The organism is Saccharothrix sp. CCNWYY140 (genome assembly GCF_037401995.1).
In the GTDB taxonomy this organism is placed as follows: Bacteria; Actinomycetota; Actinomycetes; order Mycobacteriales; family Pseudonocardiaceae; genus Actinosynnema.
The window spans coordinates 26,582-40,912 of sequence record NZ_JBBEGC010000010.1; the positions used below are offsets into that span (position 1 = coordinate 26,582).

Genomic DNA, 14,331 nt, shown 5'->3' on the forward strand with positions numbered 1-14,331 from the left:
GGCATCCCGGCGGACGTCCGCGCAAGCTGCGCCGCGCTCGGCGGCGGAGGCGCGGGTGAGGCGGGCCGTGGCGGGCAGGGGTGGCCGCGGTCAGGTGCGTTGGGCTCGCGCGGAGGCGTAGAGGCAGACCGCTGCGGCGGTGGCGAGGTTCAGGCTTTCCGCGCCGCCGTAGATCGGGACCTTGAGCGACGTGTCGAGCTTGGCGACCACGTCGTCGGGGAGGCCGTGGGCCTCGCTGCCGAACACCCAGGCCGTGGGGCGGGCCAGGTCGCCGCGCAGGTCGGCGGTGACCAGGTCTTCTTCGGCGTACCCGTCGGCGGCGACCAGGCGCAGGCCGGCTTCGCGGCAGGCCGTGAAGACCTCGTCCGCGTCGCGGGAACGGGCGATGGGGAGGTGGAACACGCTGCCGGTGGAGGCGCGCACGCACTTGCCGTTGTGCGGGTCTACGGTGTCGCCGGCGAAGATCACCGCGTCCGCGCCGGCCGCGTCGGCGACCCGGGCCACGGTGCCGGCGTTGCCGGGGTCGGCGACGCCGTGCAGCACCGCGACCAGGCGTGCGCCGGTCAGCGACTGCCGCAACAGCGACAAGGGCACGTCGAGCAGGTCGCACACCGCGACCACGCCCTGGGGTGACACGGTCTCCGACAGGCCTGCGGCGGCCTTCTCGGTGACGGTGCTCACCGGCACCCCGGCGTCCACCGCCGTCCGCACCAGTTCCGGGTTGCGGTCGGCGGCCACCGAGGTGACGAACAGCTCGTGCACCCGACCGCGTCCTGCGGCGGCCCAGGTCAGCGCCTCGCGCACCGCCTGCGCGCCTTCGGCCAGGAAGCGGCCCGCCCGTTCGCGGCCGGACCGCCTGGTCAGGTGCCGAGCAGCAACGACCCGGGGTGTCCGTTCGGTGAACGGAGCAGCCCCGGGTCGCGGTGCGTCGCTCAGGCCTTGTCCTCGACGGGCGCGTTCACGTCGGCGGGCAGCGCGGCCTTCGCCAGCTCGACCAGCGCGGTGAAGGCGCCGGGGTCGCTGACGGCCAGCTCGGCCAGGATCTTGCGGTCGACCTCGATCTCGGCGAGGCGCAGGCCCTGGATGAAGCGGTTGTAGGTCATGCCGTTGGCGCGGACACCGGCGTTGATGCGCTGGATCCACAGCTTCCGGAAGTCGCCCTTGCGCGCGCGGCGGTCGCGGTACGCGTAGTTGAGCGAGTGGAGCACCTGCTCCTTGGCCTTGCGGTACAGCCTCGAACGCTGGCCGCGGTAGCCGCTGGCGAGCTCAAGGGTGGTACGGCGCTTCTTCTGGGCGTTCACGGCCCTTTTGACGCGTGCCACGGGTCCATCCTGTCGATCTCGTGGGGCTCGTGGCCCCGGTGTTCAAGGGGAGCGGGAGGATCAGATGCCGAGCAGCTTCTTGATCCGCGGCACGTCGTTCTTGGCGACATCGGTGGTGCCGCTGAGGCGACGGGTCAGCTTGCTGGACTTCTTCTCCAGCAGGTGGCGCTTGCCCGCCTTCTCACGGATGATCTTGCCGCTGCCGGTGACCTTCACGCGCTTGGAGGTCCCGCTGTGGCTCTTGTTCTTCGGCATTCCTGTCCTCGTCTCCTGCCGGCCGACCCGCAGACGCGAGACGGCCACGCTTGCGCCCGGCCGGGAGCCGGGTCACGGTCTGCGCCCGGCCGGGGCCGGGGTCACTCTTCGACAGACTCCGTCGGGGCGTCCTGCTCGTGCTTCACCGGACGGGTCTTCGTGGTCTTGTGCGGCGCCAACACCATGATCATGTTGCGGCCGTCCTGCTTGGGGTTCGACTCGACGAAGCCCAGCTCCGCGACGTCCTCCGCCAGCTTCTGGAGCAGCCGGTAACCGAGTTCGGGCCGGGACTGCTCTCGGCCGCGGAACATGATGGTCACCTTGACCTTGTTCCCGTGCGACAGGAAGCGGGCGACGTGGCCCTTCTTCGTCTGGTAGTCGTGCGGGTCGATCTTCGGCCGGAGCTTCTGCTCCTTGATGACCGTCAGCTGCTGGTTGCGGCGCGACTCACGGGCCTTCTGGGCGCTCTCGTACTTGAACTTCCCGTAGTCCATGAGCTTGCAAACCGGCGGCCGAGCCTGCGCGGCGACCTCGACGAGGTCGAGATCCGCTTCCTGCGCGAGTCGGAGCGCGTCCTCGATGCGAACGATCCCGACCTGCTCGCCGTTCGGCCCGACCAGACGAACCTCCGGCACGCGGATGCGCTCGTTGATACGCGGCTCGGTGCTGGCGGGAGCACCTCGGTTCGAGGGACTTGTCATTCACGTCCTTTGTGACTCGTTGTGCGCCAAAGACAAGAGGCCCCACACCTGCCCGGTGTGAGGCCCGCTTCCGACCGATCGCACAACGAAGGGCGCAGTCCACCCGTCGAGGTGACCGGACCCGGCCACCTGAAGGCGGTGGAACGCGGGTGGGAGCGGGGCTCCACTTGCCGTCCCCACGTGGGTGGGGACTGGTCGCGCGGAGAATAGTAGCAGATGGCTTGTCAACCCCCGAACCGGCGACCGGAACGGGTCGGTTGCGAGAATGGCCGACGTGACCGACCTGCCTTCGAACAACGTCCGCGAGCTGTCCGATGTTCCCAGCATCGAGGTGATCAGCAAGGCGGCCATCATGCTGCTGTCCGCCGCCGCCGAACGCCTCGGCCTGGCCGACGAGGACCCGGACACCAGCCCCCGCCGCGACCTCGACGAGGCCCGGCGCCTGATCACCGCCCTGGCCGGCCTGGTCACCGCGTCCGCCGAGTACCTGGGCCCGCACGCCGGACCGCTGCGGGAGGGCCTCCAGTCGGTGCAGCGCGCCTTCCGCGAGGCCTCCGCCGTGCCGGACGAGCCGGGCCAGGGCCCGGGCGAGAAGTACACCGGCCCCGTCTACTGACCCACGCCCGAATACGACACGCGACCCACCTGGACGCCGGGGTGGGTTGCCGCGAGGCCCCCGCCACTGGGCGGTACGGGGCGAGCGGTTCGCGGTGTGCTTGGTGAGCTGTTCGCCGATGTTTCGTGGTGCCCGAGTGGCGTCGGGAGCGGTGTGGGAAATGTTCGCGGGATCACTCTCCCGAGTGATCTCGCGAACACGGGCGGACACCTGCGGACAAGTTGTGAAAGTGCCTCTGGCAAGCGCTCTCCGTGTGGTTGGCTGTGCCCGCGCGGGGGTCACTCGAACGAGTGAAGTCACCCCCTCGCTTCCGCTCAGTACCCACATTGAGGGGGCACCCAGTCATGGGAGATTTCGGCACGTCCTGGAGACGGATCGCCGGTGTCGGGGCAACAGCGGCGATCGCCGCTCTGGGCCTCAGCGCGACACCGGCGTTCGCGCAGGAGGTGACCATCGAGGGCGCGGGCAGCAAGGGCGCCGTCGAGGGCAGCTACATCGTGGTGCTGAAGGATCGCAAGGACACCGACGCGGTCCTGAGCAAGGCCTCTTCTGTGCGCGTCACGCACAGGTACTCGGCCGCGCTCGACGGCTTCGCCGCGCGGATGAGCGAGGCCGAGGCCAAGCGGCTCGCGGCCAACCCGTCCGTGGCCAAGGTCGTGCAGGACCAGAAGATCAAGAAGGCGGGCTCGCAGAGCAACCCGCCGTCGTGGGGTCTCGACCGGATCGACCAGCGGGACATCCTGCCGTCGAACAACACGTACGCCTACCCCAACCTCGGTGGTGGCGTGCACGTGTACGTGATCGACTCGGGCATCCGGACGACGCACGCCGACTTCGGGGTGCGGGCGACCTTCGACTTCAACAGCATCGGTGACGCGAACGAGGACTGCGACGGTCACGGCACGCACGTCGCCGGCACCATCGGCGGCGCGTCGCACGGTGTCGCGAAGGGCGTGCGCCTGCACGCCGTGAAGGTCCTGGACTGCGTGGGCGACGGCACCATCGCCGGTGTCATCGCGGGCGTGGACCACGTCACCGCGAACCACGTCAAGCCGGCTGTGGCGAACATGAGCCTCAGCGGGTTCGACCCGGCGGGCAACATCCTCGGTGTGCTCGACGACGCGGTGCGCCGGTCGATCGCGGCGGGCGTCACCTACGTCACCGCGGCTGCCAACTCGGGTGACGTGACGGGCGAGGGCAACGCCTGCGACTGGTCGCCGGCTCGGGTCTCGCAGGGCATCACCGTCGGCGCGACGGACTCCTCCGACGCGCGGGCGTACTTCTCGAACTGGGGCTCGTGCCTGGACGTGTTCGCGCCTGGCGTGAACATCACGTCCACCTACTCCTCGGGTGACAACGCGACCGAGGTCATGGACGGCACGTCGATGGCCGCGCCGCACGTCGCGGGCGCGGCGGCGCTCTACCTGTTCCAGAACCCCGCCGCCACGCCGGCCCAGGTGCAGGCCGCGATCGTGAACAACGCGACCACCGGCAAGGTCACCGACCCGATGGGCTCGGCGAACCGCCTGCTGTACACCTCGCCCACCCCGGAGTGGACCCCGGTCGCCGACCGGATCGTGCGCGGTGAGTCGCTGACCGTCGGTCAGCAGAAGGTCTCCCCCAACGGCCAGTACAAGCTGGGCGTGGAGGCCGACGGCAGCATGGTCCTGCGCAACGCCGCCAACGCGATCGTGTGGCACAGCCAGACGTCGGGTCGGGGCGTGGTGCGGGCGGAGCTCCAGCACGACGGCAACTTCGTGCTGTACGCCCGCGGCGGCGAGGCCCGCTGGCACACCTCCACCTACAACTCCCCGGTGGACCGGATCGTCGTGCAGAACGACGGCAACGTCGTCGCGTACGGCGGGTCGAGCTACTACTGGCACCGGCTGCTCTCCACGCCGGCCAAGGACCGGGTCGCCAAGGGTCAGATGCTGATCCGCGGTGAGGAGAAGGTGTCGCCCAACGGCCAGTACCGGCTGGCGCTCCAGCCGGACGGCAACCTGGTGCTGTACAACGCCGCCAAGCAGGCGGAGTGGCACACGCGCACCTACAACAGCGACGTGACGCGGGCGGAGCTCCAGTCCGACGGCAACTTCGTCCTGTACAGCACCGCCGGCGCGCCCCGTTGGTACACCGGCACCAACGGCACGCCGTCCGACCGGCTCGTGGTGCAGGACGACGGCAACGTCGTGCTCTACGGCGGCAGCCAGTACTACTGGCACCGCCGGCAGTGAGCCGCCCTCACCGGCCCCGCACGCCCCGCGTCCTGAGGTAGCGGGTGGCCAGGGCCTCGACGACCTCGCGGTCGTCCTGGCGCCAGGCCGTGGCGGGGTCGGTGGGGAACTTCGCCAGCTCTCGCGGTGACAGGGTCGTCAGACCCTGGAGAGCCAGCAGGTCTATCCGGCCGGTGTCGCGCAACTTCCGCGCGGCACCGGCCTTTTTCGCGTAGCGCAGCCGCAGCGGCAGCCACGTGATCAGCAGGAACGCCACCGGGATGGCGATCAGCGCCACCGCCAGCCACAGCGCGGTGGTCTCCACGGCCGCCACCTGGGTGTTGCCCGCGTCCACCAGGGTCCCGCCGGCGTCACGTCCCTTGTCCAGGGCCTCGCCGAGCCTCCCGCCCACCAGCGGCACGTCCCGGGCCTTGGCGGCGGCGTCGGAGAACGTGTCGCGCAGGCCGTTGCCCGCTCTGGTCAGGCCGTCGCCGGGCGCCCGCAGGGTGAGCACGGCGTCCCGTGCGCCTTGCGCCACCTCGACCCAGAACCACACCCACGCCAGGGCCAGCAGGTCGGCCACCGCCTGGATCGCCCGGCGCGCCGGTGCGTCCGCGTACCACTTCATGCGAGACCAATACCACCGATACGTCCCGGTGACCCCCTCCCGCACTAATCTGGCCGGAGTGGGGACGACGTTCGGCGGCCTGCTGCGCGAGTACCGGCAGCGCGCGAGGCTGACCCAGGAGGAGCTGGCCGGGGGTTCCGGGGTCAGCGTCCGGGCGATCAGCGACATGGAACGCGGCCGGGCCAGGGGTCCGCAGCGGCGCACGGTGGAGGCGTTGGCGGGGGTCCTGAACCTGTCCGACGAGGAACTCCGGCAGCTGGCCAGTGCCGCCAAGGACGGTCGGGTGCGCAAGCAGCCCGCGATCGCCCAGTGCGCGTTGCCGCCGGACATCGCCGACCTGACCGGCCGGGACCGGGCGTTGGAGGTCCTGACGGGGATCGCCGACCGCGCCGAGACGTCCGTCGCCGTGCTGCACGGTCCGCCGGGGGCGGGCAAGACGAGCCTGGCGGTGCGGGCCGGGTACCGGTTGGCCGACCGCTATCCGGACGGGTGTTTCTTCTTCAACCTGCGGGGCATGGACGCGCGTCCGCTGCACCCGGCGGAGGTCGTGCACCGGATGCTGCTCGCGCTGGGTGTCGAGGAGTCGCGGGTGCCCTCGAGCGAGGCCGAGCGCTCGGACCTGTACCGGGAGCTGCTGCGGGACCGGTCGACGCTGGTGGTGCTGGACAACGCCGCCGACGAGGCCCAGGTGCGGCCGTTGCTGGCCACGGGCAGGCGGTCGCTGGTGCTGGTGACGTCCCGGCAGGTGCTGGGCGGGTTGGAGGCGGTGGCGCGGCTGGCGCTGGACGTGCTGGGGCCGGCCGAGTCGGTGGACCTGCTGGCCGCGATCGCGGGTGCGCGGGTCGCGGCCGAGCCCGAGGAGGCCGCGCGGGTGGCCAAGCTGTGCGGGCACCTGCCGCTGGCGCTGCGCATCGCGGGCAACCGGCTGGCCAGCCGTCCTAAGTGGACGGTCGCGCACCTGGCGGGCCAGCTCGCCGACGAGCGCCGCCGGCTGACCGCGCTGACCGCAGGCGACCTCCAGGTGCGCACGGCGTTCGAGATGTCCTACCGCCAGCTGGGCGGCAAGGCGGCGCTGCTGTTCCGGCGGCTGTCGGCGCTGCCCGGCGCCACGTTCACGCCCGAGCTTGCGGCGGTGGCGGCGGGCATGGACCGGTTCGAGGCCGAGGACACGCTGGAAGAACTGGTGGACGTGAGCCTGCTCGACACCGCCGAGACGCCGGGCCGGTACGTCTTCCACGACCTGGTCCGGGTGTTCGCCGGCGAGCGGCTGACCGAGGAGGAGCCCGACCACGAGGACACCCGCACGCACGTGGTCCGGCACCTGCTGCGCACGGCGGTGGCGGCGGCCGGGTTTTACGGTCCCGACGCCCGGGACACGCCGACGGAGTTGTTGGCGGACAAGGAGGACGCCGACGCGTGGCTGGTCGCGGAGACCCCGGGCTGGCTGGGCGCGCTGCGCTGGGCGTCGGCGCGCGGCCTGCACCGCGAGGTGCTGGACCTGGCCACGGCCATGCACTGGTACTCCGACCAGCGCGGACGCGGCGAGACGTGGGTGGAGGTGTTCACCGCCGGGGTGGCGGCGGCGCGGGCGCTGGGCAGCGTGCGCGACGAGGCCGTGCAGCTGAACTTCCTGACCTGGACGCTGTGCGTGCTGCTGCGCCGGCCCGCCGACGCCCTCGCGCTGCACGACGAGGCCTGGACTGCCGCGGTCGCGTGCGGTGACGTGCGGGAGCAGGCGTGGGCCATGCACTACCGGGCCGCGTCGGAGCTGCACTCGGGTGAGCTGGAGTCGGCGTTGGACAGCGCGGGCCGCGCGCGGGAGCTGTTCCGGGCGGCGGACTACCCGTTGGGCGAGCAGATCTCGTCGTCCTGCCTGGGACTCGTGCTGCACGGCTTGCGGCGGTACGACGAGGCCGTGGACGTGCACCGGGGGCTGCTCGACGACGTCCGCTCGGGCGTGCTGAACCTGTCGGCGGTGATGACCGCGGAGATGCTCGGCAGCCTGCTCGTGCGCACCGCCAACAGCCTGGCCGAGCTGGGCCGCTGGCCGGAGGTGCTGGCGACGGCGACCGAGGCGGTCGAGCACTCGGTCGCCGCCACGGCGCCCAACACCACGAGCGACGCGCGCACGTTGCGCGGGCTGGCCCTGCACCGGCTGGGTGAGCCGGCCGAGGCGCGGACGGAGCTGCTGGCGGCCGTGGCGGTGGCGACCCAGCAGCGGCACCGCCGGCTCGTGCACGCGTTGGAAGTGCTGGCCGAGGTCCACGACGAACTCGGCGACCCGGCGGCGGGAGGGGAGTGCCGAGCCCGGGCCGCCGAACTGCGGTCATCCGATAGGTGACGCGTTCCTGGCCATCGCAACGCGGTCCTTTCCTGGGGGTGACCCCAGTCAACCGCCGGGCGCGGGCGCGCACCACGCAGAAGTACCGGCAGAAGTACGCGCCCGTCTCACCCGTGCTGGATTGCCGCTCCTTCGTCGCGGCGGCTCGGCCGCCTGGAAGTCGGCCCATCGCGTCGCCTTTCGCTCCGATCGAAGGACGTGATCGGAGCGAAACACGGCGCGACAGGCCGACGCGGCCTCGCGGGCAGGGTCTCGGGCTCCCGCAAAACTCCTCCGCCGGCTCCACGCCCGAAATTGTCGTACCTCGCCGGCACGCTCGATCACATGCTGATCAACCTGCTGTTTCCGCCCCGTTGCGCCGGCTGCCGAGCCGAGGGTCCGCTGTGCTGTCCGCGCTGCCTCGGCGCGTTCGGCCCACCCCTACCCGTACCGGTGTCCGGTAAAGGACCGCCGGTGTTCACGCTGTCCCATTACGCGGGCGCCGGACGTGAACTGGTACTCGCGTTCAAGGAACGCGGCAGACGGGAGCTGGCGACAGTGTTCGGCGCGCTGGTGGCTCGGGCGCTGCCCGCGCTTCCCGGCGTGCACCCGGACGAGTTCGGGAAATGGTGGCTGGTGCCCGCTCCGTCACGGCGCGCGGCTGCCCGCCGACGCGGCGGCTCCCACTTGGTGGGAATCGCGCGGGCGTCGGGTGCGTCCGTAGCTCCGATACTGGCCTTCTCGGCCGGTGTGCGCGACTCGGTGGGGCTCGACGCGGCGGCCCGGCGGGCCAACCTGAGCGGGCGCGTGCGCCTGCGGCGCAGTGGTCTGCCACCGCCGGGAACAGCGGTTGTGCTGCTGGACGACGTGGTCACGACGGGTGCGACGGCCACCGCGTGCGGTTCGGTGTTGGCCGCGGCGGGTTTCCGGGTATCCGCCGTGCTGACGCTGACCGCGGCCCGTTCAACCCACCCACACGGGTGATTCGAGGCGGGAACCTCGCGCGGTGCTCGCCCGTTGGCCGGGTATGAGGCGCGCACGGAGGCCGTTCGGCGCAGTGACTGTGCCGACGGGTGCCCGTGCTCTGCTGGGCTGTTCGGGTGAGCCGACGTCAGCGTCTCTCCGCAGTGCGCTTGTCCGGCGCACGGCGGGTGCCCGATTTTCGTCGCTCTGCGTCACGAACGAAAAATCATGGAGTTCCCCCGCCTCGGGGGCTGTCGCAGCGGCGAATACCGGGCTAACGTGCACCGCTATCAGCGTTCCCGGCACGCGGGGAGGAGGCGAACAGCCCATGACCCTGGCGCCGGTGGAGCGCTGAGGACAACCCTCAGCGACAACGCGCGAAGGCGATCGCGCGACCGGTGCCGCAGCGATCCAATGCCATAGCTCGCAGCTAACGCGAGGGAGGTCGTGTATGGACATCGTCGTTAAGGGCCGCAACGTCGAGGTGCCCGATCACTACCGGGTCCACGTCGCCGAGAAGTTGGCCCGGCTTGAGCGATACGACCGCAAGGTCATCCGCTTTGACGTGGAACTCTTCCACGAGCCGAACCGCAGGCAGTCGAAGAACTGCCAGCGGGTGGAGATCACGGGCAAAGGACGTGGCCCGGTAATCCGATCCGAAGCGTGTGCGGGCGACTTCTACGCCGCCCTGGACTCCGCGGTCACCAAGCTCGAGAACCGCCTGCGCCGGTCGCACGACCGACGGCGGGTGCACCACGGGCGACGCGGCCCGACTTCGGTCGCCGAGGCGACCAGCGGACTGGGGGCGCCGCTTCCCCCCGTCCAGACCGACCAAGACGGACAGGCACAGGGCATGTGGCTCGGGCACACCGCGTTGCTCGAAGCCGAGGAGTCCGAACCGACCTACGGGGGCATGGCGGAAGTGCCCTCGCAGCAGCGGTGGGACGACGTCGAGGAGAAGCTGCCCGGCCAGATCGTGCGCGAGAAGGAACACGCGGCCAAGCCGATGACGGTGGACCAGGCCCTCTACGAGATGGAACTGGTCGGCCACGACTTCTACCTGTTCTCCGACGCCGACTGCGGGCGCCCCAGCGTCGTCTACCGACGGAAGGGATTCGACTACGGCGTGATCCGGCTGGCCTGAGGGAGCCGGCCCAACCCAACCTCCACGACCCCCGGCGTTTCTCTGCGCGCCGGGGGTCGTGCCGTGTCCGGACCCGCTCGCCGCCCTCTCGACAGAGGTCCTTCGGGAAGCCGAAGTCAGAGACCTCCGTCACCCCGCACGAGCACCGACCCCCTCCCCACCTGCCCCGACACGCCCGACCGCGCGACCCTCCGCGCCGCTTCCGCGCACCCCGCGGGCACGTCCCGCCGAGCGGTCTCCCGAACGGGTGATCAACCGATTACGGGCCGTTCCGCACCCCTTCCTACCTGTGTCTGTGCACACACCTTCACCGCTTGCCTACGATGGCGGGTGGTGTGGGCTCGTCATCCCCCGTGGCGAGCCGCTGGAAGGCGCCCATCCCCGGGCGCGACGCGATGAGGTAATGAGGTCGACCCGAGATGGTGCTGTCCCGACTGCTCCGCGCCGGCGAAGGCAAGATGCTCAAGCGCCTGCGCAACATCGCAGCGCACATCAACAACCTCGAAGACGACGTAGTCGACCTCACCGACGCCCAGCTGCGGGCCAAGACGGAGGAGTTCAAGAAGCGCTACGCCGAGGGCGAGTCGCTGGACGAACTGCTCCCCGAGGCCTTCGCCGTGGTCCGCGAGGGCGCCAAGCGCACCCTGGGCCAGCGGCACTTCGACGTGCAGCTGATGGGCGGCGCGGCGCTGCACCTCGGGCAGATCGCCGAGATGCGCACCGGTGAGGGCAAGACCCTGACCTCGGTGCTGCCCGCGTACCTCAACGCGATCGCCGGCGAGGGCGTCCACGTCGTCACCACCAACGACTACCTGGCCAAGCGCGACGCGGACTGGATGGGCCGCATCCACCGCTTCCTCGGCCTGACCGTCGGCGCGATCCTGTCGGAGATGACCCCGGAGCAGCGCCGGGCCGCCTACCACGCCGACATCACCTACGGCACGAACAACGAGTTCGGCTTCGACTACCTCCGCGACAACATGGCGTGGAGCCAGGACGAGATGGTCCAGCGCGGCCACTTCTTCGCGATCGTGGACGAGGTCGACTCGATCCTCATCGACGAGGCCCGCACACCGCTGATCATCTCCGGTCCGGCCGACCAGTCGTCCCGCTGGTACCTGGAGTTCGCGCGCCTGGCGACCAAGATGCGCAAGGACACCCACTACGAGGTGGACGAGCGCAAGCGCACCATCGGCGTCACCGAGGCGGGCGTGCAGTACGTCGAGGACCAGCTCGGCATCGAGAACCTCTACGACTCGACGAACACGCCGCTGGTCGGGTACTTCCAGAACGCGATCAAGGCCAAGGAGCTGTTCACCCGCGACAAGGACTACATCGTCCGCAACGGCGAGGTCCTGATCGTGGACGAGTTCACCGGCCGCGTGCTGGCGGGCCGCCGCTACAACGAGGGCATGCACCAGGCCATCGAGGCCAAGGAGGGCGTGGAGATCAAGGCGGAGAACCAGACGCTCGCCACGATCACCCTCCAGAACTACTTCCGCCTGTACTCGAAGCTGGGCGGCATGACCGGTACCGCCGAGACCGAGGCGGCCGAGTTCCACCAGACCTACAAGCTGGGCGTGGTGCCGATCCCCACGAACCGGCCGATGCAGCGCAAGGACCAGCCCGACCTGGTCTACAAGACCGAGGAGGCGAAGTTCGAGGCGGTCGCCGAGGACATCGCCGAGCGGCACGAGAAGGGCCAGCCGGTCCTGGTCGGCACGACCAGCGTCGAGCGGTCGGAGTACCTGTCGAAGCTGCTGGTCAGGATGGGCGTCCCGCACGAGGTCCTCAACGCCAAGCACCACGACCGCGAGGCGCTGATCATCGCCAAGGCGGGCCGCAAGGGCGCCGTGACCGTGGCGACGAACATGGCCGGCCGCGGTACCGACATCGTGCTGGGCGGCAACCCGGACATCCTCGCCGACCACGAGCTGCGCGAGCGCGGCCTGGACCCGGTGGAGAACCCGGACGAGTACGAGGCCGCCTGGTCCAAGCTGATCGAGGAGATCACCGTCGAGGTCAAGGCCGAGGCGGAGGAGGTGCGCGCGGCCGGCGGCCTGTACGTGCTGGGCACCGAGCGGCACGAGTCGCGGCGCATCGACAACCAGCTGCGCGGCCGGTCCGGCCGGCAGGGCGACCCGGGCGAGTCCCGGTTCTACCTGTCGCTGAAGGACGAGCTGATGCGCCGCTTCAACGCGGCGATGGTCGAGACCGTGATGACCCGCCTGCGCGTGCCGGACGACGTGCCGATCGAGCACAAGATGGTGACCCGGGCGATCCGGTCCGCGCAGACCCAGGTCGAGCAGCAGAACTTCGAGATCCGCAAGAACGTCCTCAAGTACGACGAGGTCATGAACGAGCAGCGCAAGGTGATCTACGCCGAGCGCCACCGCGTCCTGGCCGGCGAGGACCTGCGCGAACAGGTCGAGCACATGATCACCGGCGTGGTCGGCGACTACGTCGACGGCGCCACCGCGGACGGCTACGCGGAGGACTGGGACTTCGACCGCCTGTGGACGGCGCTGAAGACCCTGTACCCGATCACCCTGGACTACAAGGAGCTCCTGGAGTCCGACGAGGACATCACCAAGGAGCACCTGAAGGAAGTCCTCCAGCAGGACGCCCTGAAGGCCTACGACGCACGCGAGGCCGACATCGACGGCCGCGTCGGCCCGGGCGCCATGCGCGAACTGGAACGCCGCGTCCTCCTCTCGGTCCTCGACCGCAAGTGGCGCGAGCACCTGTACGAGATGGACTACCTGAAGGAAGGCATCGGCCTGCGCGCGATGGCGCAGCGCGACCCGCTGATCGAGTACCAGCGGGAGGGCTTCGACATGTTCAACACCATGCTCGACGCCCTGCGCGAGGAAACGGTCGGCTTCCTGTTCAACCTCCAGGTGGAAGCCGCCGAACCCGAACCGGCCCAGGAACCCCCGGTCCAGGTCTCCATCGCCTCCGGTGCCGGCCCCCTGACCGGCAGCCGAGCCCGAGCCAGGGCCGCCGCCGCAGCCGCCGCGGAACAGCAGCAACAGTCCCCGTCCGAAGCCCCGGCCGGCCCGGCCCTGGCCCAACTCTCCAGCGGCAACGCCATCCCCCCGGCCCTGCGCGGCAAGGGCCTGGACCACCGCGGCGCCCAACAGGGCCTGACCTACTCGGGCCCCTCGGAAAGCGGCGACGAACAGACCAGCGGCGGCGGCACCCAACAACGAGGCAACCAGTCCCAAGGCGCCGCCGGCACCCGCAAGGAACGCCGAGCAGCAGCCCGAGCAGCAGAAAAGGCCAACCGCAAGCGCACCTAACCCCCAGCCCCAACCCAGCCACCCCGGTGCCCCCGCGACCCCCAGGTCCGGGGGCACCGGCACACCCCCAACAGATCACCCGATCGAGCGACATACAGGATCCGCGACCAAACCCCACCTCGCGCGTCCCGTAAAACGAGGAGCGCGGGAACACGGCCCCACGAGCCAAGGCCCCACCCCCTCGACCCCCGCCCGGCGGCCAGCGCCGCACCCGGCAGTCCCGCGACGGCCGGCACAGACGGCGACGCCTGGCACCGGCGGCGGCCGGCACCGGATGGCGGCCGGGACCGGATGGCGGCGGCAAGGCGCCGCGACGCCTGGCACCGATGGCGGCGGCCGGCACCGATGCCGGCGGCAAGGCGCGGCGGCTGGCAGCAGTGGCGGCGGCAAGGCGCGGTGGCCACGGCTGGCGGCGGCGGTGGTGGCGGCCGGCAGCCGTGGCGGCAGCAAGGCGCGATGGCTGCGGCAAGAGCGGCTGCGGCGGGGCTGGCAGCGGTTGCCGCGGCTGAGAGCGGCTGCGGCCCGTCTGGGAGCGTCAGGGCTGTGTGCGGATGGCCTGCGGTGGCTGAGAGCAGCAGCGGCCCGTCTGGGAGCGGTTGCGCGGCTCGTAGCGGCCGTGGCGGCAGGGCTGGCCCCTGGCCCCCGCGAAAGAGCTCCGGCGGCGGCAGGCCGGTCCAACCCCAGCGGGGCGTGGCGAGTGCGATGAGGCCGCGGCGCGGGTGCCTCGGCGCGGCGTGCGCCCTGCGGTCCTGCGCGGCATGCGGGCGTCCTCCGCGGCATGCGGGCGTCCTCCGCGGCATGCAGGCGTCCAGTGCGGGATGTGCGGGCGTCCTCGGCGGGATGCGGGCGTCCGGCGTGGCGCGTGGG

General features: G+C 71.1%; 11 protein-coding genes. 6 read left to right on the plus strand and 5 right to left on the minus strand.

All coding sequences use genetic code 11. From position 1 onward, the window contains the following. Nucleotides 1-90: 90 nt before the first annotated feature. From WBN91_RS08270 to infC, 4 genes are all read right to left on the minus strand, one after another. Nucleotides 91-936 (minus strand): TrmH family RNA methyltransferase, encoded by an 846-nt coding sequence (locus tag WBN91_RS08270; protein WP_337727296.1) that lies wholly within the window; start codon nucleotides 934-936, stop codon nucleotides 91-93. Next, on the minus strand, nucleotides 933-1,322 hold the full coding sequence (gene rplT, locus WBN91_RS08275) for a 50S ribosomal protein L20 (RefSeq protein WP_121227296.1): 390 nt from the start codon (nucleotides 1,320-1,322) through the stop codon (nucleotides 933-935). Before rplT ends, WBN91_RS08270 begins: the two co-directional genes overlap by 4 nt. Nucleotides 1,323-1,382: 60 nt before the next feature. Next, complete coding sequence (gene rpmI, locus WBN91_RS08280; RefSeq protein WP_309116120.1) at nucleotides 1,383-1,577, minus strand: 50S ribosomal protein L35; 195 nt, start codon at nucleotides 1,575-1,577, stop codon at nucleotides 1,383-1,385. 101 nt (nucleotides 1,578-1,678) lie between these two features. Next, nucleotides 1,679-2,278: a translation initiation factor IF-3 gene (gene infC, locus WBN91_RS08285; RefSeq protein ID WP_337727274.1), complete on the minus strand. Its 600-nt coding sequence runs from the start codon at nucleotides 2,276-2,278 to the stop codon at nucleotides 1,679-1,681. A gap of 265 nt (nucleotides 2,279-2,543) precedes the next feature. On the opposite strand from infC, the gene WBN91_RS08290 reads away from it, so the two are divergent. After that, a complete protein-coding gene (locus WBN91_RS08290) occupies nucleotides 2,544-2,894 on the plus strand; it encodes a DUF1844 domain-containing protein (RefSeq protein WP_337727273.1) in 351 nt (116 codons plus the stop codon). A 344-nt stretch (nucleotides 2,895-3,238) separates the two neighbouring features. Then, a complete protein-coding gene (locus tag WBN91_RS08295) occupies nucleotides 3,239-5,128 on the plus strand; it encodes a S8 family serine peptidase (protein WP_337727272.1) in 1,890 nt (629 codons plus the stop codon). Nucleotides 5,129-5,135: 7 nt separating this feature from the next. On the opposite strand, the gene WBN91_RS08300 is transcribed toward WBN91_RS08295, so the two are convergent. Then, nucleotides 5,136-5,735 (minus strand): hypothetical protein, encoded by a 600-nt coding sequence (locus WBN91_RS08300; protein ID WP_337727271.1) that lies wholly within the window; start codon nucleotides 5,733-5,735, stop codon nucleotides 5,136-5,138. Nucleotides 5,736-5,793: 58 nt separating this feature from the next. Between WBN91_RS08300 and WBN91_RS08305 the strand changes: the two genes are divergently transcribed. The 4 genes from WBN91_RS08305 to secA all read left to right on the plus strand — a co-directional run bounded on the left by WBN91_RS08305 (nucleotide 5,794) and on the right by secA (nucleotide 13,464). After that, nucleotides 5,794-8,076, plus strand: coding sequence for an ATP-binding protein (locus WBN91_RS08305; protein WP_337727270.1), 2,283 nt, complete (start codon nucleotides 5,794-5,796; stop codon nucleotides 8,074-8,076). A 453-nt stretch (nucleotides 8,077-8,529) separates the two neighbouring features. Beyond that, complete coding sequence (locus WBN91_RS08310) at nucleotides 8,530-9,039, plus strand: ComF family protein (RefSeq protein WP_337725890.1); 510 nt, start codon at nucleotides 8,530-8,532, stop codon at nucleotides 9,037-9,039. Between the two features lie 430 nt (nucleotides 9,040-9,469). Next, on the plus strand, nucleotides 9,470-10,162 hold the full coding sequence (gene hpf, locus WBN91_RS08315) for a ribosome hibernation-promoting factor, HPF/YfiA family (RefSeq protein ID WP_121225469.1): 693 nt from the start codon (nucleotides 9,470-9,472) through the stop codon (nucleotides 10,160-10,162). Nucleotides 10,163-10,581: 419 nt separating this feature from the next. Then, nucleotides 10,582-13,464: a preprotein translocase subunit SecA gene (gene secA, locus WBN91_RS08320; protein ID WP_337725889.1), complete on the plus strand. Its 2,883-nt coding sequence runs from the start codon at nucleotides 10,582-10,584 to the stop codon at nucleotides 13,462-13,464. Nucleotides 13,465-14,331: the final 867 nt, after the last annotated feature.

Bases quoted from the DNA above. Each gene is read 5' to 3' on its own strand.
- rpmI (WP_309116120.1), bottom strand. From the start codon at position 1,577: ATGCCGAAGAACAAGAGCCACAGCGGGACCTCCAAGCGCGTGAAGGTC.
- infC (WP_337727274.1), bottom strand. From the start codon at position 2,278: ATGACAAGTCCCTCGAACCGAGGTGCTCCCGCCAGCACCGAGCCGCGT.
- WBN91_RS08290 (WP_337727273.1), top strand. From the start codon at position 2,544: ATGGCCGACGTGACCGACCTGCCTTCGAACAACGTCCGCGAGCTGTCC.
- WBN91_RS08295 (WP_337727272.1), top strand. From the start codon at position 3,239: ATGGGAGATTTCGGCACGTCCTGGAGACGGATCGCCGGTGTCGGGGCA.
- WBN91_RS08300 (WP_337727271.1), bottom strand. From the start codon at position 5,735: ATGAAGTGGTACGCGGACGCACCGGCGCGCCGGGCGATCCAGGCGGTG.
- hpf (WP_121225469.1), top strand. From the start codon at position 9,470: ATGGACATCGTCGTTAAGGGCCGCAACGTCGAGGTGCCCGATCACTAC.
- secA (WP_337725889.1), top strand. From the start codon at position 10,582: ATGGTGCTGTCCCGACTGCTCCGCGCCGGCGAAGGCAAGATGCTCAAG.